This window comes from Micromonospora sp. BQ32, assembly GCF_059358895.1.
On the sequence record NZ_JCADBI010000017.1, the window covers coordinates 26,235 to 44,190 of the forward strand.

Consider the following 17,956-nt stretch of genomic DNA (forward strand, 5'->3'; position numbering starts at 1 on the left):
GGGTGCGCGGCCGGGACTTCCCCGCAACAGGGAGTACGGGGTCGAGCCTGTCGCTACCGGGCGTCGACCGGCGCGCTCTGGGACTCGTTGAGGAGTTTGTCGCCCCGGTAGCGGGCGACCACCGGCGCGTCCAGCTGACCGTGGACGGTCTTCTTCAGCCGGGCGACGCCGTGGTGCACCGGCGCCGACCCGAGGTGTGTGTCACCCGCGTAGAAAGTCGACAGTCGTGGGTGAACGCTTGACGCCCTCTCTGCCCTGGAGGGCGGAGATTCCGGTCTGCTACGCCCCCGAAGGGGCAAGCTCCCGGCGGGTTACCGCTTCGCCGCGCGGCGCCGGCACGGGTGCCGGTCTTACCTGCGCTCCACGGTCGTTGAGGTCCGCCCGTCCGGCGGCCCTGATGTTCCTGGCGGCATTCACGTCTCGGTCGTGCAGGCTGCCGCACGGGCAGCCCCACGTCCGGACGTTGAGCGCCATCTTGTCGTTGATCCGGCCGCAGTCCGAGCACATGCGGGTCGACGGGAAGAACCGATCTACCCGGGCGAAGGTGCGCCCGTGCCGGGCGGCCTTGTACTCCAGCATGGCCGCGAACTGCGACCACCCGGCGTCGTGCACCGACTTCGCCAACCGTGTCCGGGCGAGACCGGTCACGCACAGGTCCTCGACGAACACCGCTTGGTTGTCGCGGATGATCTGCGTCGAAAGCTTGTGCTGCCAGTCCCGCCGGGTGTCGGCCACCTTCGCGTGCGCGCGGGCGACCTTCCGGACGGCCTTCTTGCGGTTGCTGCTGCCCCGCTGCTTGCGGGACAAGCCCTGCTGCAACCGGCGCAGCTTGCGGGCTGCACGGCGCAGGAACTTCGGCGCGCTCACCTTCGTTCCGTCGGCCGTCACTGCGAAGTGCGTCAACCCCAGGTCGATGCCGACCTCCGAGTCCAGCTCGGGCAACGGCTGGTCGGCGGTCTGCACCACGAACGAGGCGAAGTGCCGACCGGCGGCGTCTCGGAGCACCGTCACCGACGTCGGCGCAGCCGGCAACTCCCGCGACCAACGGACTTCCAGGTCGCCGATCTTCGGCAGCCGCAGTCGACCATTGTCGAGGACCTTGAACCGGGCGTTGGCGGCGAACCGGACGGCCTGCCGGCTGTCCTTGCGGGACCGGAACCGGGGAGCGGCGACCTTGCGGCCCTTGCGCTTGCCCGACAGCGAGGCGAAGAAGGTGCGGTATGCCTTGTTCAGGTCCGCGAGGGCCTGCTGCAACACCACCGATGACACCTCGCCCAGCCACGCCCGCTCCGGGGTCAACTTGGCCACGGTAACCCGCTTAGACAGCTCGGCGTCCGTCGGGTACGGCAGGCCAGCCTCGTGTGCTTCCTGTCGCACGCGCAGCCCGTCGTTGAACACCACCCGCGCGCACCCGAACGCCTTCGCCAGCGCCTCGCGCTGGGCGGTATCCGGGTAGAGCCGGTAGTTGTACCGAAGCTGCACGCGTCGAGTCTAGCGTTGGTCTATGGCTGATCTCGGAGACGTCCGCACTGGTAGACGGTCGGGCCCAGGGGCGCGGGGGGTGCGGCCGAGGCGGGCGGGGCGGTGACGGCGGCGAGCAGCGCGAGCATCAGCCGGCGTGTCGGTGCCGGCATCAGGGGACGGGGAGGTGCGACGGGCATGTTCCTGCTCCCTCTTCGGCGTGTGGTCAGACCGCACCGAGCGGCCGACCGACCATTCGATGGTGAGGTGAAGGGATACCAGTAACGAGCGATGCAGCTATGCGAGCGCTAACATCGTTCCCTGTCGAAAACAAAACCATGAATTGCATTGACGGTCAAGACGGAAATCGAGCAAAGGATCGTCGAAAACAATTCGGGCGCGCTTCATCGGCGCCAGAACGGCTGGCGTGCGAATTCTTTGTCGGGTCAATTTCGTCAAGGAATTCGCGCGCCAGCCGCAGGTGGCCCGGAAACGCGCCTGGGAGAGACCGGCAAAGGCGGTTATTCGGCCGCTGGCTGCAACCTCCCGTCGACTCTCCGGGAAATGGCGGTGTACTCGTCGCGCAACTCCTCGGGGAGGACCCAGGCCGGGGCGTCCTGCCACGCCAGCGGGCGGAGGAACCGTCGGATCGACGTGGCGCCCACCGACGTGTGCACAGCGTTGGTCGACGGCCACGGTCCACCGTGGTGCTGGGCCCACGACACCCGGACACCGGTGGGGTAGCCGTCGAAGACGATGCGACCCGCGCGGCCGGCGAGCACGTCGACCAGCCGGCGTACGACGTCGGCGTCGTCGCCCGGTCCGCGGTGAAGCGAGCCGGTCAGCGACGGCGGGACGGTGGCCAGCGCGGCGTCGAGGTCGGCCGCGTCGTCGTAGCGGACCACGACCAGGAGCGGGCCGAAGCATTCGTCGGCGATCTCGGCGGTCAGGCCGGCGAGGCCGACCTCCAGGAGGGTCGGCGCCACGGTGAAGCCCGCCCCGGGTTCGACCTTGGGCCGCGCCGACACCCGCACGCCGGCCCGCTCGAACTCCGTGGACCGGTTCTCGTACGCGTCCCGGATGCGCTCGTTGAGCAGGACGGTGCCGCCCGACGTGTCGACTCTCGCCCGCAGCGCGTCGACCAGGCGGTCACCGGCCGGATCCGACGGGATGAACGCCAGGCCGGGCTTGGTGCACAGCTGACCGCCGGAGTTCGTGAAGGAGCCGAACAGCCCCTCGGCGATCTGGTCTGCCCGAGCGGCGGCCGCGTCGGGCAGGACCACGATCGGGTTCACGCTGCTCAGTTCGGCGTACAGGGGAATGGGGTCGGGCCGTTCGTCGATGGCCGCCTGGATGGCGCGGGCGGCGTTCACCGAGCCGGTCAGGGCGGCCGCGCGGATCGCCGGGTGGCGCACCAGCGAGCGGCCGGCCTGCTCCCCGTACACGGTCGCGACGACACCCTCGGGTCCGCCGAGGTCGCGGACGGCCGACTCGATGGCGGCGGCGGAGGCGTGTGAGGTCAACGGGTGGGACGGATGGGCCTTCAGGATCGTCGGACACCCGGCCGCGAGCGCGGCGGCCGTGTCACCGCCGGCGATCGAGAAGGCGAACGGAAAGTTGCTGGCTCCGAAGACGGCGACCGGCCCGAGGGGTACGAGCATCCGCCGCAGATCCGGACCGCGACCGAGCGGTGTGTCGGCGGCGTGGTCGATGGTCGCCTCGACGTACGCGCCGTCGCGCAGCACCTCCCCGAACATCCGGAACTGGAGCGCCGCGCGGGTGAGTTCCTGGTCGAGGCGCGCGTGGCTCAGCCCGGTCTCCGCCTCGGCGGCAGCGACCAGGTCCACCCGACGGGACTCCAGCGACGCGGCGATCGCGTCCAGCAACTCCGCGCGGCCGAGCCTCCCGCGGGCGGCCAGCCACTGCGCCGCCGGGGACGTCTGACCGGCGATCGCCTCCAGCCGAGACTCGTCGGTCTCGGTGAGATCCGTCGCGCGACGTTGACCGTCGCGCGGATCGACCGTGATGACCACGTTCACAGCAGTCCTCTCCTTACCAGATTGCCCATGAGATCGCGGATGCCGAAGTGCCAGGGCTCGCACTCCTCCGCGTGCCGCACCCGGTTGACCAGGGTGCCGAGCGCCGGGCAGCTGATCCGTACCACGTCGTCGACCTTGTGGGTGAAACCCTCACCGGGGCGGTCCCGGTCCTGGATGGGCGCGAACATGGTGCCGAGCATCAGGGCGGCGCCGTCGGGATAGTGGTGGTGCGGCCCGATCAGCTGCCGGACCAGCTCCTCCGGATCACGCGACATCTGGGTCATCTCCGAGACCGCCTCCAGGTGGAAGCCGTCCACGCCGCGAACCTCCAGGCGCACCTCGAGTTCGCGTACCCGGTCCATGCCGAACCGGTCGTCGAAGAGCCGGATCAGGGGGCCGAGGGCGCAGGAGGCGTTGTTGTCCTTCGCCAGGGGAAGCAGAAGCGCCGAGCGGCCCTCGATGTCGCGCAGGTTCACGTCGTTGCCGAGGGTCGCGCCGACGATCCGGCCGCTGGACTGGACGATGAGCGTGACCTCGGGCTCCGGGTTGTTCCAGGTCGACGCGGCGAGCACGCCGACCGGAACGGCGGTGCCGACGGCGGAGAGGATCTGTCCCTTGGTGAAGATCTCGGCGTCCGGGCCGATCCCCACCTCCAGGTACTGACTCCACATGCCCTCGGCGACCAGCAGACTCTTGAGCCGATCCGCCTCCGGCGAGCCCGCCTCCAGGCTGTGCAGGTCGACACCGACGTCGGCGAGCATGCGCTGCCGGATGTCCGCCGCCAGCGCCAGGTCTCCCCGGGCCCGTTCCTCGATCACCCGCTCGATCATGGAGATCGGGAAGGTCACCCCGGCTGCCTTGAGCGCCTGGAGGTCGACCGGGGCGAGCAACCAGGGCCGGCCACGGTCCCGGGTCGCGGCCCCCGTGTTGGCCAGTATCTCCCCGAAGTCGCCCACCCTCGGCCCGTCCAGTCCGGCCACCGTCGCGGCCGGGTCGGGTAGCTCGCAGATGTCGCGGACCGTCGGGAACCGGTGGCTGATGTCGATGACCTCGCCGTCGCGCACGGTCACCGGCGAGGGACCGCCGCCGGACGGGTCCCAGATCCGGCCGATGAGGACGCTGTCGGCGTCGTCCGGCAACGCCTCGGCGGCGGTACCGACCCAGTCCGCGCCCGGCCCCCGGGGCCGTGGCAGCGTCATGAGTCGCTCGCCAGGTTGAAGAAGGACCGCTCGTCGCGGGGACGGATGTCGAAGACGGCGTCCTGGAACATCCGCAGCGGGTGCGGTGTGAACGGGTGCTGCTCGATCGCGGCGAGATCCACCTCGATGCCCAGGCCGATCCCGGTCGGAATGAGGATGTCGCCGTCGTCGGTCAGCACCAGCCGCTCGTTGGTGATCTCGGGACGCCAGGGCACGTCGGTCGCCATGATCTCCAGGTACCGGAAGTTGGGCAGCGTCGCCCCGAGTTGCAGGGTCGCGGCCGTGCTGAGTGGACCGCTCGGGTTGTGCGGCGCGAAGCCCACGTAGCTGGTCGCGGCGAGCGTGGAGATGAAGGCCAGCTCGGCGATCCCGCCGGCGTGCGTCACGTCGGGCTGGACGAAGTCGACCGCCTGGCGGGCCAGCGCCGGCGCGAAGCCCTGCCGGCCGTACCACCGCTCCCCCGCGGCGATCGGCACCGGCGACGCGCGACGGATGTCGACGAGCGCATCGAGGTTGTCCGGTGGGCAGGGCTCCTCGAACCACACCGGGTCGAACTGGGCGATCTCCTTGGCGACCTTGATGGCGTGGCGGACGTCGAAGCGGCCGTGCCCCTCGACGAACAGCTCCACCTCGCGGCCCACCGCCTGACGGACCGCATCGATCTGGGCGAGCACCCGGTCCAACTGCGCGGTCGTGATGGTGAGGTCGTAGTTCTCGAACGGATCCCACTTGAGGCCCCGGAAGCCGGACTCCACCGTCCGGCGCGCGGCGGCCGCGTAGTCCTCCGGCGTGACCGCGCCGGAGAACCAACCATTCGCGTACGCGCGGACCCGGTCGCGGGTCGCACCGCCGAGCAGCCGGGAGACCGGGACGCCGAGGTCGCGCGCCGAGATGTCCCACAGGGCCATCTCCAGCGAACTCAACGCGGTCATGATGACCGGCCCGCCGCGCCAGTACCAGTCCCGCGCGGTCTCGTAGAGGATCTTCGAGATGCTGGTGGGATCGAGGCCCACCACCGCCTCGGCCAGCTCAGCGATGGCACCCTGGACGGCGCGTTCCTTGCCCTCCAGGGTGGCCTCACCCAGCCCGATGATCCCCTCGTCGGTGTGCACGCGCACGATGACGAGGTTCGTGCGGTAGAAGTCGACGACCAGCGTGTCGACAGAGACGATCTTCATCTTCCGACTCAACCCTTCACCGCACCGGCGGTCATGCCGGACACCACGTACTTCTGGACCAACAGGTAGAAGGCGACGGCGGGCAGTGTGAACAGGAAGGCGACAGCCATCACCGTCTGGATCGGTGTACCCAGTTCGCCGATGAAGTTCGCGATGCCGACGGAGGCGGGTTGCAGTTCGGGGTTGAAGATGAACGTCACCGCGAACACGTACTCGTTCCAGGCGTGGAAGAAGGCGATGACCGCGGTGGCCGCGATCGACGGCGCGATGAGCGGCACGTTGATGCGGGTCAGGGTGGTGAAGGGCCGGGCGCCGTCGGCACGCGCGGCTTCCTCCAGCTCCTTCGGGATGCCGTCGATGGCGCCCTTGAGGATCAGCGCGACGATCGGCAGGACGAAGGCGGAGTTCACCAGGACGAGGCCGGTCAGTGAGTCGAGCAGTTCGAAGCGGCGGAACAGCGCGAACAGCGGGACGACCATGAGCGCTTCGGGAAGCATCTGCGTGAACAGCAGCACGACGGTCAGCACGGCCTTGCCCCAGAACGAGAATCGGGACAGCGCGTAGCCGAGCGGGATGCCCAGGCCGACGGAGAGGACCATCGTGCCGACGGCGATGATCAGGCTGTTGAGCAGCCAGCCGGCCGCCTTGCCCTCGGCGAGCGCGTCGACGAAGACCCCGAACTGGCCGAGGTCGGGCGTGAGCCGGGGCTGATCGGCGAAGAGGTCGCTGTTGCTGGACAGCGCTGTGACGAACATCCAGTACAGCGGGAACACCGCGAGACCCAGCACGACGAGCACGGCGATGATCCGTGCGGTGACCCCGAAACGGAAGCGCCTCATCGGACGTCCCCCTTCTCCACGGCACGGGCGACCAGTCGGCTGCCGATGATGACGATGAGTGAGATGACGACGCCGACCATTCCGATGGCCGCCGCCGAGCCGAGTTCCTTCGAGTCGAACGCCTGTGAGTAGAGGTCGATGACGAGTGTCTCGGTGGCGCCGACCGGTCCGCCCTTGGTCATCAGCCAGATCAGTTCGAACCGCCGCAGTGACCAGATCGTCATCAGCAGGGCCAGCAGACCCACGGTCGGCTTGATGACCTGCCAGGTGACGGCGCGGAAGGTGGCCCATCGGCCGGCGCCGTCCACGGTCGCGGCCTCGTTGAGGTCCTGCGGAACGGACTGCAGTGCGGAGAGCAGCACCACGGAGGTGAACGGGAACAGTTGCCAGATGGTCGTGGCGAGCACCGCCGGGAGCGCGTAGCGCGAGCTGTCCAGGATGGCGCCACCCGGGACGCCGAGCCCGACGGCGTCGAGGAAGCGGTTCACGATGCCGTACTGCGCGTTGAGCATCCAGGTGGCGATGAGCGCGACCGCGATGCCCGGGGCGGCCCAGGGGACGGTCACCAGCGCCCGTGCCACGCCGCGGCCGCGAAACTTCCTGTTGAGCAGGAGCGCGACGACCAGCCCGGCGCCGATCGCGACGACCACACAGGTGATCACGTAGACGAAGGTGATCAGCAGGGTGCGGTGGAACTCGGGGTCGCCGAAGATCCGGTTGAAGTTGTCGAGCCCGACCCACTCGCTGCGGGTGGGGTTGAGCAGCCTCGTCCTGGTGAAGCTGAGGTACACCTCCTGGACGAGGGGTACCGCCTGGAAGACGAGGATGAACAGGGCGGCGGGTGCCAGGAACAGGTAAGGCGTCCACTTGCTACCCAGTGGGCTGGGCCGACGCCGGGGCCGGCCTGGGGGTGTTGTCTTCGGTGCTCCGGTCTGCTCGACCACAGTCATCGGGTTCGATCCTTCTGGGGGAAGGACGCCGCCGGCGCACGGATCGTCGCGCCGGCAGCGTCGCCGTGTCGAGCGGTCAGCGGACCAGTTCGGTCGCCTGCTGCTGGGCGCGATCCAGTGCCGACTTCAGGTCGGCCTTGCCCTGCAGTGCCGCGACCACGTTCTGCACGACCACCTTGCGGATGTCCGGCGTTTTGGCCTCGAACCCCAGCACGATCTGCGGCAGGCTGGTCTCGGTGAGCCCGTCGAAGACGGGGAGGAACGGGGTCGCCTTGAGCGCCTCCGCGCTGCGCTGCGTGGTGGTGGCGACGCTGCTGGCGCCCAGGATCTCCTGCAGCTTGATCTGGTTCTGCGGCTCCAGCGCCCACTTGATGAAGGTCGCCGCCTCGTCCTTGCCCTCGCTCGCCTCGTTGATCACGATCGGCGCGAGGATCGCGCCCTGCTTGCGGACCGGGAACGGGATGGGCGCGACGTTGAAGTTCAGCTTGGCGTTCTGGCCGCGGGTGGCGGTCACGTAGCCACCGTTGTTGAGCTCCATCCCGACCTTGCCCTCGGCGAACATCCGCCGGAAGGTGGCCGCGTCCGCGCCGCGCGGGATCACGTTCGCGTCGTACAGGTCCTTGAACGCCTGCAGGCCCTTGAGGTTCTCCGGCGAGTTGATCGTCAGGTTCTTGCCGTCGGACCACGCTCCGCCGAAGCCGTAGACGTAGTTGAAGATGTCCTGCCAGACACCGGCCTCCTCGGCCTCCGTCTGGCGGAACGCCAGGCCGAAGACGTCACCCTTGGTCAGCGACTTCGCGGTGGAGGCGAACTGCTCGTAGGTGGTCGGCGGCGTCGGGATCAGGTCCGCGTTGTAGAACATCGCGTAGTTCGACGCTTCGAAGATGACGCCGTGCCGGACACCGTCGTGGACCATGAACTGGTCCGGCTGCTTGAGCAGGTCGTACTTGCTGGCGTCGATCACCTTGTCCAGCGGCGCGACGAGGCCGGCGTCCGAGGCCGCCTCGAACTCGGGCATGTCGAAGCGGACCAGGTCGGGACCCTTGCCGCTGCCCATCTGGGTGAGCACGGTCTGGCCGAAGGTCGGGTACGGCACCGCGGCGGCGGAGACCTGGACCTTGGTCTGGCTCGAATTGAACTCGTCGAGCCACTTCGTCAACAGGGGCCCACGGCCCGGGTCGCCGAAGGTCGAGGCGGCGAAGGTCAGTTTGGTGACGCCGTCACCGGAGTCGCCGTCCGAGCCGCAACCGGTCAGGAGGGTGGCGACCAGGCCGAGGGCACAGGTCGCCCTGGCGATGCCGAAATGAGCGCGCTTATTACCCATCGTTACTCCACTGTTACGAGTTGGCGTCAAGCCGATGAAATTGCAACGATCGTAGCGTCATGTGCAACGAAGTCAAGTGGCGATTGCGCATCGCGTCATCTATATTGCATAATGTGCAATGAAAGCGACGGCGCTGCCCGTCGCGCGAGGGGAGACACAGCCTTGGCGCAATCGATTCGCCGCGCGATCGACCTCATCCGTCGATCCGCGGAGCACCCGCTGTCCCTTACGGAGGCTGCGGACGTGCTCGGCGTCCACAAGTCCACAGCCCTGCGCATCCTGCAGACACTGGAGTCCGCGCGCTTCGTCCGCCGGACCGGCGCGGGCACCTACGTGCTCGGCAGCGGCCTGATCGAGTTGTCCGAGCTTGCGCTCGGCTCGATGGACCTCCGCCAGCCCGCGGCCGCACACCTTCGTGCGCTGCAACGCGAGACCGGCCACACCGTACACCTGGCGCAACTGACCGGCGACGAGATCATCTATATCGACAAGGTGGACAGTCCGGCGTTCGACGCCGTCAAGCTGCCGTCGCGGGTGGGACGCGCGGTGTCCATCTACGCGAGCGCCGTGGGCAAGACGATCCTGGCCTACCTTCCCCGGCAGGAACGCGATCGGCTGCTCTCGCACGTCGTCTTCGAGAGATTCACCGACACCACCTTCACCGACCAGGACGCCCTGGAAGCCGAGCTTGCCCGCATCCACGACTGCGGCTGGGCCGTGGACAACGGCGAGCACGACGCCTACGTGATGTGCGTGGCCGCGCCGATCAGGGATTCGCGGGGACAGGTCATCGCCGCCGCCTCGATCACCGCGATCGAGGTCATCGCAAGCCTCGACCAGCTGAAGAGCAACCTTCCGTTGCTCCTGGAGACCGCCAACAAGATCTCGTACGAGCTGGGCTACGTGCCGCCGTCCTCGGCCGGCCCGGACGGTGACGGCCGCTCGGCGATCTGACCGCGCGCCCCGGGTGTCACCGCGTTCTCGGCGCCGCCCCGCCGGTGATGCGGCGGTGCTCGTCGGTCTCCATGTCGATGAAGGCATGGATCATGCCCCGGTAGATCCGTTCGATCAGATCCGGGTCGGCGCCGGCCTCGCTGGCCAGCGTGCGGACCCGGGCCACCACCTGCGCCACCCGGTCCGGCGCGCGGACCGCCTGGCCGTCGCTCTTGAGCGGGGCGGCCTGCCGGACCAACGCCTCCCGCCGAGCAGCCCGACCAGTTCCGTTGCCTCTCAGTGCGCTCTGGCGAGCACGCGGTTGGCAGTCTCGCCTTGCGGTGAGACGGTCCCGGTCTGACCCGCTGGCGCGGTGCCGGGTTGACGCTTCAATGCCACCAGCCCCGCGAGCGGGGTCTTGCGGTCGGCTCCACGTCCAGCCGCCGGGCCACTCCCGGCGGTTGTTGCGTCAGCCGCGAGCGCGGCCAAGTTGCAGGCGGCGTTGAGGTCCCGGTCGAGGACCAGGCCACACGACTCGCACTGGTATTCACGCTCGGACAGGGCGAGCTTGGTTTTCACCGCGCCGCAGCCCGAGCACGTCTTGGAGGAGGGATACCAGCGGTCGGCCAGGATCAGCCGGCCGCCGTTCCACCTGGTCTTGTAGGTCAGTTGCCGGCGGATCTCGGCGAACCCGGCGTCGGCGATGTGCCGGGCCAGCTTGCGGTTGCGCAGCATCCCGGTGACGTTGAGGTCTTCGACCACGACCGTGGCGTATTCGCGGGTCAGCCGGGTGGTGAGCTTGTGTAGTCCGTCGCGGCGCAGGTTCGCCACCCGGGCGTGCGCGCGGCCGAGCCGCGCTGCCGCTCGTTCCCACCGCTTCGAGGCGCGTCGGCCGGTGCGCCGGTCCGGGCCGGTCTTGCGCGCCAGCGCCCGACCGAGCGCCCGCATCCGCTGGTACGCGGTCGCCAGGTATCGCGGGTTGTCGATCAGCTCGCCGGTCGACAGCACCGCTAGGTGCCTGATGCCGACGTCGACGCCGAGCACCGAGCCCGGCCGGGCGGGTAGCCGCTCGGGGCGCTCGACCTCGACGCAGAATGCGACGTGCCACCGGCCGCCGTCACGTCGCACGCAGGCGGACATGATCCGGGCGGTGCCGTTGTCGATCCGGCGGGCGAGCTTGCGGGCGGACTCATGCAGCTTCAGCCGGCCCAGCCGGGGTAGCACCACATGCTTGCGGTCGGACTCGATCCGGATCGTCCCGGTGGTGAACCGCACGGACGCGATGCTGCGGCGGCGGGACTTGAACCCCGGGAACCCGACCGGCCGGCCGGCGCGCTTACCTGAGCGCGAGTCGGCCCAGTTCTTCAACGCGCGAGCGAGGGCGTCGAGGCCGGTGTTGAACGCCTCCTTCGAGCACTCCCGCCACCACGGCGCGACGTCGGGCTTGGCGACGTTCCACGCCTTACGCAGCGCGGGCAGCGTCCACGACAAGGTCGGGGTCAGCATCTCGTCCGGCACGCCGTAGGTGCGTTCGGCGGCCCGCTGATCCATGACCGCCTTGACCCTGGCCAGCGCCCAGTTGTGGGCCACCCGGGCCGCCCCGGCGTGCGCCAGCACGTCACGTTCCTGCCCGGGGGTGAGGTCGAGGGCGAACCGGTACGCCTGGATCGTCTTCACGCCCGGTCCTCGGTGGCGGCCTCGACGTACTCGGCGCCGAAGCGGGCGAAGCGGTCCCTGTGCTCGACCACGATCGTCGACACACCCGGGTCGCGCAGCAACGCGAGGAACCTCTTGCGGTGCCCGTCGAGCGCCGAACCGACCTCGGTCACCACCCGGTCCACGGCCAGGCGCTGCCCGGTCGCCCACACGGTGACCCGGGCGACCTGCCGGTCCAGGTCCGGCTTCTGGTCGGCCGACGACACGCGCGCATAAACGACGGTCTGCCCAACCCCGGTGCTCGCACCGGTCAACGGTTCCCCGACCATGATCAGCCTAGTGAGCACTACTGACGACCCACGTGTTAGCAGCAGTTAACCCCATCCAGATCGTCGATCCGGGCGCGGATCTTGGTCAGCGTCGCCGCGGTCTCCGCCACGCCGGAAATCCTCGCACGGCGGCGACACGATCAGGCGCGGGCGACGGCGCTGCCGCTGGTGGCGCCGGCGCGAAGGCCATGATCGAGGAATTTGATCAACCATGTGAAGCTCTCGTCGACGGATGTGTCGATCTGGAACCCCCCGGCACCCTCCAGGGTCGCGAACCCGTGCAGGACGCTGCGCAGCATCCGCATGGCGTGGATCTCCTGGCCGGGCTCCAGTCCGTACCCGCTCAGCATGGCCGCCCAGGTGTCGAGCACCCGCTCGGTGACCGGGACGAACGGGTCGTCCGGGCCGGTCGGGCGGGCCGCGTTGCCCGCTGCGTACCGGCCGGGGTGTTCCCGCACGTACGTCCGCATCGCCTGGGCACCGGCGGCGAGGGCGTCGCTGCCGGACCGACCCTGAATGGCGTCCCGAACGACATCAGCGACCTCGGTCATGGCCAGGATGGCGATCCGGTGCGCCAGGTCGGCCTGGCTGGTGACGTGCTTGTAGAGCGAGGGGGTCTTGATCCCGAGCCGTTCGGCGAGCAGGCCCATGCTGAGGTTGTCGAATCCGACCTCGTCGACCAGCGCGGCTGCGGCTTCGGTGACCGATGCTGGGGTGAGCCTGGCCTTAGGCATTGGTCAGCGTCCGGGCGAGGAAGGGCAGGGCCAGGGCAAGGACCTCGTCGGGCGTCTGGACGTGCGGATAGTGGCCCGCGCCCTCGATGACGGCCAGCTCGCCGAGCCCTCGTGGCAGGTCGGCGATGATGCGCTCGCCCTCGGCCCGTGGGTCGGCCCAGTCGGGGTCGACGCTGCCCTGGATCACCAGAACCGGGCAGGTGACGTGGGGCAGCTGCCGACCGGCGTCGCCCGGGCTGGTCTTGGCCATGGCTTGGAGGACCTTCATCCGGCCGGGTTCACTCATCTTGGCCTCGATGCGCGCCAGCTCGCTGTGCCAGTCGGCGGGCTTCGTCGGGATCGCCACGTCGAGGTACCTGCGCCAGTTCGCCAGGCTGCCCCGCATGAGCACCTGCGCCAGCTGGAGGTAGCCGACCCGGAAGCGCCTCACCCGCACCAGCCCACCCAGGTCGACGGACTGGGCGCGGGTGAACGGCGCCAGCTCGATGACGCCGGCGATCACCTCCGGCGCGGTGGCGGCCGCGATGGTCGCGGCGCCGCCGCTGATCGACTGACCGATGATCACGGCCGGACCGCCGAGGTGGCGCACGACGGCGACGAGATCACCCGCGATGTCGGTACGGCTGTAGCCGTCCCAACCGAGGCTGGAGTCGCCGCAGCCGCGGATGTCGACGTTGGCGACCCGGAATCCGGCCGCGGCCAGAGCCGGCGCCACGAACCGGTAGGAGTGCCGGCTGTCGCCCATGCCGTGCGCCAGGACCACCAGTGGGCCCTGCCCGGTCACCTCGTAGGCGATGGTGTTGCCGGCAATGTCCAGGTGTTCGATCATGGCGTCCTCCAGTAGCTAATGTGGTTAGCTATAGGCTAACTGAATTAGCCGCAGGTTGGCAAGCGCCCGTCGCCGCCACTTCCCCCGCCACCGAAGTCGCTGTAGCCCAGGGACGCGTAGGCCGCCTCAGCAATGCCTGCTGACGCGTATGGTCCTGCAGTGGAAACGGACAGGGTACGGCAGGCTTACACGTCCGTCGCGGAGCTCTACATCGAACTGTTCGGCGCAACCGAGCAGGTGGACACCGACGACCTCGCCTTCATCAGACGACACCTGACGAGCCGACCCGGCCGGGTCCTCGATCTGGGATGCGGGCCCGGCCACCTCACCGGCTACCTTCGCGGGCTGGGCGTCGACGCGATGGGGATCGACCTGGTCCCCGAGTTCATCGCGCATGCGCGGGCGACCCACCCGGGGGTTGAGTTTCAACTCGGTTCGATGGAACGTCTCGACGTCGCCGACGGCTCCATCGACGGCATCCTGGCCTGGTACTCGTTGATCCACCTTCCGCCGGAGGAACTCGACGGCGCCCTCAAGGAGTTCCGGCGGGTGCTGGTCCCGTCCGGACGGTTGGTCCTGGGCGTCTTCGACGCCGAGGAGGTCGGCGCCTTCGACCACAAGGTCCTGACCGCCTACCGCTGGTCGGTCGACGAGATCTCCGAGCGGCTCGGCCGGGCCGGCTTCCGGGAGGTCGAACGCCTCCGGCGGCCCGGCACCGACAAGCATCGGCCGCTTGCCGACATCGCGGCGATGGCGGTGTGAGAGCGCCGAGGACCGGCCTCCCCTCGTGGGAGGCCGGTCCTCGTCAATCTGAGCACCCGCGTCGGCGCGGGCGTCCGGTACGGCGGCAGCGCGCTCAGGCGCTGAGCTTCCCGGCGATCTTGACGACCCGCTCGGCCATGTGGTCGAGGGCAGTGAGCTGGGCGTCGCCCAGCGGGGCGTCGTTGCTTCCGCCGGTGACGTGCGAGACGCCGTACGGGTTGCCGTCGGCGAACTTCAGCGGGTCGGTGTAGCCCGGGGCGACGACCAGACCGCCGAAGTGGTGGACGGTGTTGTAGAGCGCGAGAAGGGTCGACTCCTGGCCGCCGTGCGCGGTCATGGACGCGGTGAAGCCGGCGTACACCTTGTCGGCGAGCAGCCCCTGCGCCCACTGCGGGCCGAGGGTGTCGATGAACTGCTTGAGCTGGCTGGCGACATTGCCGTAACGGGTGGGCGTGCCGAACAGCACCGCGTCCGCCCAGACGATGTCGTCGGCGGTCGCCTTCGGCTCGTTCTTCGTGGCGTCGAAGTGCTGGCTCCAGGCGGCGTTGGAGGCGATGGCCTCCGCCGGGGCGAGCTCCGGAACCTGACGCAGCCGCACCTCGGCACCGGCCTTCTCGCCAGCCTCGGCGAGGCGCTTGGCCATGGCGTGGAGGGTACCGGTGGACGAGTAGTAGATGACGGAGAGCTTGGTCATCGGAGGCATCCTTCCCAAAGTAGTTGCCGCTGATAAATTTGCGGCCGCAACAATCTCGACTGTAGCAGCCACCTCGCGGCACCCCAACGTCCTGACCATGCCCACCTCCGTGACGGAGCACACCAGGGGACGGGTACGGGCTGCGGCTGTCCAGCCGATGAAGCGGGATGGTTCAGGCCCCTACGATGAGGCGATGGACCCCGCGGGCGCGCCGCCGGCGATGCGGTACCGCCTGCTCGGACCGATCGAGGTGTGGTCGGCCTGCGGGGAACGGTTGGCCCTCGGCACGCCGATGCAGGTGCGCCTCCTGGCCATCCTGATGTCGCAACCGGGCACCGGGTGGTCCATCGACCAACTCGTCGACGAGCTGTGGCAGGGACGCGCACCGAAGACGGCGGCCGGCAACGTGAAGACCTACGTCTGGGCGTTGCGCCGGGCGTTGCGGTCCCCCGGCTTCCCCGATCCCGCCATCCTCGCCGGGCCCACCGGCTACCGCCTCGCCCTCGACGCGCAGACGATGGACAGCGTGGCCTTCGACGACCTGGCCCAGCGCGGATATTCCGCCCTGCGGCAGGGCCACCGGTCCGCCGCCCAGGAGTCGTTCGAGGCCGCGTTGGCGCTGTGGCGTGGGGAACCGTTCGCGGGCCTCCCCGGCTGGGGGGTGGTGCTCTCCGTCCGAGCGCGGCTCCAGGAGCAGCGGTCGAACCTGGTGGAAGAGGTCGCGGACCTCCAGCTGCGCGCCGGACGGCATCACGAGCTGATCGAACCGCTCCGGGTCCAGGTCGACGACGATCCGCTGCGCGAGCGCCCATGGGGGCAGCTGATGGTGGCCCTGGCGCGGGCGGGCCGACGCGCCGACGCGCTGGCGACGTACCGGCGGCTACGCCAGCTACTCGCCGACGAGGTGGGAGTCGAGCCTGGTCCCGATCTCCAACGCCTGCACACCCGCATCCTGCGGGCGGAGCGGGAACTGTTGACATCCGACGCACGGCCGCCGGGAAGTCGCCCGCCGCAGATCGTTCCCCGGCAGCTGCCGGCCCCACCGAGGTTGTTCACCGGCCGGACCGGGGAGTTGGCCCGGCTCACCACGCTGCTGCTCGATGACCCCGGACAGGCCGGCACGGTCGTCATCACCGGCATGGGCGGCGTCGGAAAGAGCTGGCTGGCGTTGCGCTGGGCGCACGACAATCTGCATCACTTCCCCGACGGGCAGCTCCACGTCGACCTCGGTGGGTTCGGCACCGCGACGCAGGAGGCGTCGCCCTCGGCCGTCGTCGTACGCTCGCTCCTGCCCGCCCTGGGCGTGAAGCCCCTGGAGATCCCCGCCGAGCCGGCGGCCCAGTTCGCCCTGTACCGCAGCCTGACCGCGGACCGACGGCTGCTCGTACTGCTCGACAACGCCCGCGACGCGGAACAGGTGCGGCCGCTGCTTCCAGGGTCGGCCCGCTGCGGTGTGCTCGTGACGAGTCGCCACACACTGCCCGGCCTGGTCGCCGCCGAGGGCGCCCAGCTTCTCGCGCTGGACCTGCCCAGCGACGACGAAGCGCGCCAGCTGCTGGTCCGCCGACTGGGTGCCCAGCGAACCGCCGGCCAGCCGGCAGCGGTGGCCGAACTGATCCGCCGTACCGCCCGGTTGCCCCTGGCCCTGTCCATCGTGGCCGCGCGAGCCGCGGCCCGTCCCACGTTTGCGCTCCAGGCCATCGCCGACGAGCTGGCGGCCAGCCGGGGCGGGCTCGCCGCCCTGGCCACCGACGATGCCGCCACCGACGTGCGGACGGTGCTCTCCTGGTCGTACCGTCTGCTCAGCGGGGACGCGGCACGCCTGTTCCGGCAGCTCAGTCTGCATCCCGCTGCGGACGTCAGCGCGGCGGCGGCGGCCAGCCTCGCCGGCGCGCCGCCGCACCTGATTCGGCCGGCGCTCGACGAGTTGACCCGGGCCAACCTGCTGGCCGAGCAGTCCGCCAACCGCTTCCGTTGTCACGACCTGCTCCGCGCCTACGGGGAGGAATTGACATACGCGCTCGACTGCCCAGCCGATCGCAACGCCGTCCGGGAACGTGTGCTCGACCATTACCTGACCCTCGCCAGTGACGCGGCGAGGCTGGTCGACGCCGGTTGGCAGCCGCTCGATCCGCCGCCGCCCGCCGACGCGTCACCGCCGGCGTTCGCCGACCATCGGTCCGCGCTGGCCTGGTTCGCCATCGAACAGCGGGCGCTGCTGGCCGCCATCGACGCCGCGGTGACGCACAGTTTCGACGCCCACGCCGGGCACCTCGCCCGGGCCCTTACTCCCCTGCTCAGCCGGCTCTCACAATGGCACGACCTGGCCGCCGTACAGACCATCGCGGTCACGGTCGCGCGTCGCCGCGCCGATCCACGGGCCGAAGCGCTGGCCCACCGGGACCTGGCGCTGGCCCACATCCAGCACCGCCGCTTCGGTGCGGCTCGCCATCACCTCGGACGCGCGATGGCGCGGTACGAGCAGGCCGGCGACCGCCCGGGGCAGGCCAGCGCACACCTGCACCTCGCCTGGCTGGCCGACATCGAGGGCGAGGCCGGTGCGGCGCTGCCGCACGCCAGGGAGGCGTTGGCGTTGGCCAGCAGCACCGACGACCGGCTCGGCGAGGCGGCGGCGCTCAACGCGCTCGGCTGGAGCCACGCGCGGCTGGACGAGCACGCCCGCGCCATCACCTACTGCGAGCAGGCGCTCGTGCTCTACGAGAAGGCCGAGGATCGGCTGGGCGCGGCTCACACCTGGGACAGTCTCGGATTCGCCCACCACGGCCTCGGGAGACACTCGACCGCGGCAGACTGCTACCGGCACGCGCTCACGCTCTATTCCGATGTTGAGGACCAGTGCGGGAGGGCGGACACACTCGTCCGCCTCGGCGACATCCATCAGGCGGTGGGCGACCTCGACACCTCGGTCGACCTGTGGCGGCAGGCGTTGGCGATCCTCGACCGGGTCGGTCATCCGCAGGCGATGGTGCTGTCCGAGCGGTTGGCGGCGTACCGCTGAACTCCCTGCG

Annotated in this window: 16 protein-coding genes and 1 pseudogene; 3 read left to right on the plus strand and 14 right to left on the minus strand. The window is 69.9% G+C overall.

What is annotated here, in order from left to right:
- Positions 1-53 precede the first annotated feature (53 nt).
- From AC5L30_RS26610 to AC5L30_RS26645, 8 genes are all read right to left on the minus strand, one after another.
- The gene (locus AC5L30_RS26610; RefSeq protein WP_494870394.1) at positions 54-179 is read right to left on the minus strand and encodes a hypothetical protein; all 126 of its coding nucleotides are present in this window, start codon (positions 177-179) and stop codon (positions 54-56) included.
- A 100-nt stretch (positions 180-279) separates the two neighbouring features.
- Positions 280-1,482 (minus strand): RNA-guided endonuclease InsQ/TnpB family protein, encoded by a 1,203-nt coding sequence (locus tag AC5L30_RS26615; RefSeq protein WP_494870395.1) that lies wholly within the window; start codon positions 1,480-1,482, stop codon positions 280-282.
- 500 nt (positions 1,483-1,982) lie between these two features.
- Positions 1,983-3,500 (minus strand): aldehyde dehydrogenase family protein, encoded by a 1,518-nt coding sequence (locus tag AC5L30_RS26620; RefSeq protein ID WP_494870397.1) that lies wholly within the window; start codon positions 3,498-3,500, stop codon positions 1,983-1,985.
- On the minus strand, positions 3,497-4,699 hold the full coding sequence (locus tag AC5L30_RS26625; RefSeq protein ID WP_494870398.1) for a fumarylacetoacetate hydrolase family protein: 1,203 nt from the start codon (positions 4,697-4,699) through the stop codon (positions 3,497-3,499). The genes AC5L30_RS26620 and AC5L30_RS26625 overlap by 4 nt, the downstream gene beginning before the upstream one ends.
- The gene (locus AC5L30_RS26630) at positions 4,696-5,877 is read right to left on the minus strand and encodes a mandelate racemase/muconate lactonizing enzyme family protein (protein ID WP_494870399.1); all 1,182 of its coding nucleotides are present in this window, start codon (positions 5,875-5,877) and stop codon (positions 4,696-4,698) included. The genes AC5L30_RS26625 and AC5L30_RS26630 overlap by 4 nt, the downstream gene beginning before the upstream one ends.
- Positions 5,878-5,885: 8 nt before the next feature.
- Entirely contained in the window at positions 5,886-6,716 is an 831-nt protein-coding gene (locus AC5L30_RS26635) for a carbohydrate ABC transporter permease (protein ID WP_494870400.1), read from the minus strand.
- Positions 6,713-7,666: a carbohydrate ABC transporter permease gene (locus tag AC5L30_RS26640; RefSeq protein ID WP_494870402.1), complete on the minus strand. Its 954-nt coding sequence runs from the start codon at positions 7,664-7,666 to the stop codon at positions 6,713-6,715. The genes AC5L30_RS26635 and AC5L30_RS26640 overlap by 4 nt, the downstream gene beginning before the upstream one ends.
- A 76-nt stretch (positions 7,667-7,742) precedes the next feature.
- Positions 7,743-8,990, minus strand: coding sequence for an ABC transporter substrate-binding protein (locus AC5L30_RS26645; RefSeq protein WP_494870404.1), 1,248 nt, complete (start codon positions 8,988-8,990; stop codon positions 7,743-7,745).
- Between the two features lie 162 nt (positions 8,991-9,152).
- Between AC5L30_RS26645 and AC5L30_RS26650 the strand changes: the two genes are divergently transcribed.
- Positions 9,153-9,944, plus strand: coding sequence for an IclR family transcriptional regulator (locus tag AC5L30_RS26650; RefSeq protein WP_494870406.1), 792 nt, complete (start codon positions 9,153-9,155; stop codon positions 9,942-9,944).
- A 16-nt stretch (positions 9,945-9,960) separates the two neighbouring features.
- Here the strand turns inward: AC5L30_RS26650 and AC5L30_RS26655 are convergent, their stop codons facing one another.
- From AC5L30_RS26655 to AC5L30_RS26675, 5 genes and pseudogenes are all read right to left on the minus strand, one after another.
- The gene (locus AC5L30_RS26655) at positions 9,961-10,317 is read right to left on the minus strand and encodes a chorismate mutase (protein ID WP_494870571.1); all 357 of its coding nucleotides are present in this window, start codon (positions 10,315-10,317) and stop codon (positions 9,961-9,963) included.
- Complete coding sequence (gene tnpB / locus AC5L30_RS26660) at positions 10,221-11,600, minus strand: IS607 family element RNA-guided endonuclease TnpB (RefSeq protein WP_494870408.1); 1,380 nt, start codon at positions 11,598-11,600, stop codon at positions 10,221-10,223. The genes AC5L30_RS26655 and tnpB overlap by 97 nt, the downstream gene beginning before the upstream one ends.
- Before the next feature lie 14 nt (positions 11,601-11,614).
- Positions 11,615-11,917: pseudogene (locus AC5L30_RS26665) on the minus strand (IS607 family transposase); the annotation flags it as partial.
- 131 nt (positions 11,918-12,048) lie between these two features.
- Positions 12,049-12,642, minus strand: a complete 594-nt coding sequence (locus tag AC5L30_RS26670) for a TetR/AcrR family transcriptional regulator (RefSeq protein WP_494870410.1) — start codon at positions 12,640-12,642, stop codon at positions 12,049-12,051.
- Entirely contained in the window at positions 12,635-13,471 is an 837-nt protein-coding gene (locus AC5L30_RS26675; RefSeq protein ID WP_494870412.1) for an alpha/beta fold hydrolase, read from the minus strand. The genes AC5L30_RS26670 and AC5L30_RS26675 overlap by 8 nt, the downstream gene beginning before the upstream one ends.
- Before the next feature lie 132 nt (positions 13,472-13,603).
- Here AC5L30_RS26675 and AC5L30_RS26680 point away from each other — a divergent pair, with 132 nt between their 5' ends.
- Positions 13,604-14,233, plus strand: coding sequence for a class I SAM-dependent methyltransferase (locus AC5L30_RS26680; RefSeq protein WP_494870413.1), 630 nt, complete (start codon positions 13,604-13,606; stop codon positions 14,231-14,233).
- Between the two features lie 94 nt (positions 14,234-14,327).
- Here AC5L30_RS26680 and wrbA read toward each other — a convergent pair whose 3' ends face one another.
- Complete coding sequence (wrbA, locus tag AC5L30_RS26685) at positions 14,328-14,936, minus strand: NAD(P)H:quinone oxidoreductase (RefSeq protein WP_494870414.1); 609 nt, start codon at positions 14,934-14,936, stop codon at positions 14,328-14,330.
- Between the two features lie 184 nt (positions 14,937-15,120).
- On the opposite strand from wrbA, the gene AC5L30_RS26690 reads away from it, so the two are divergent.
- On the plus strand, positions 15,121-17,946 hold the full coding sequence (locus AC5L30_RS26690) for an AfsR/SARP family transcriptional regulator (protein WP_494870415.1): 2,826 nt from the start codon (positions 15,121-15,123) through the stop codon (positions 17,944-17,946).
- The last annotated feature ends 10 nt before the right edge of the window (positions 17,947-17,956 follow it).

Excerpts from the sequence above, each read along its gene's own strand:
- AC5L30_RS26625 (WP_494870398.1), bottom strand. The coding sequence starts at position 4,699 with ATGACGCTGCCACGGCCCCGGGGGCCGGGCGCGGACTGGGTCGGTACC.
- AC5L30_RS26630 (WP_494870399.1), bottom strand. The coding sequence starts at position 5,877 with ATGAAGATCGTCTCTGTCGACACGCTGGTCGTCGACTTCTACCGCACG.
- AC5L30_RS26635 (WP_494870400.1), bottom strand. The coding sequence starts at position 6,716 with ATGAGGCGCTTCCGTTTCGGGGTCACCGCACGGATCATCGCCGTGCTC.
- AC5L30_RS26640 (WP_494870402.1), bottom strand. The coding sequence starts at position 7,666 with ATGACTGTGGTCGAGCAGACCGGAGCACCGAAGACAACACCCCCAGGC.
- AC5L30_RS26645 (WP_494870404.1), bottom strand. The coding sequence starts at position 8,990 with ATGGGTAATAAGCGCGCTCATTTCGGCATCGCCAGGGCGACCTGTGCC.
- AC5L30_RS26670 (WP_494870410.1), bottom strand. The coding sequence starts at position 12,642 with ATGCCTAAGGCCAGGCTCACCCCAGCATCGGTCACCGAAGCCGCAGCC.
- AC5L30_RS26675 (WP_494870412.1), bottom strand. The coding sequence starts at position 13,471 with ATGATCGAACACCTGGACATTGCCGGCAACACCATCGCCTACGAGGTG.
- AC5L30_RS26680 (WP_494870413.1), top strand. The coding sequence starts at position 13,604 with ATGCCTGCTGACGCGTATGGTCCTGCAGTGGAAACGGACAGGGTACGG.
- wrbA (WP_494870414.1), bottom strand. The coding sequence starts at position 14,936 with ATGCCTCCGATGACCAAGCTCTCCGTCATCTACTACTCGTCCACCGGT.
- AC5L30_RS26690 (WP_494870415.1), top strand. The coding sequence starts at position 15,121 with ATGGACCCCGCGGGCGCGCCGCCGGCGATGCGGTACCGCCTGCTCGGA.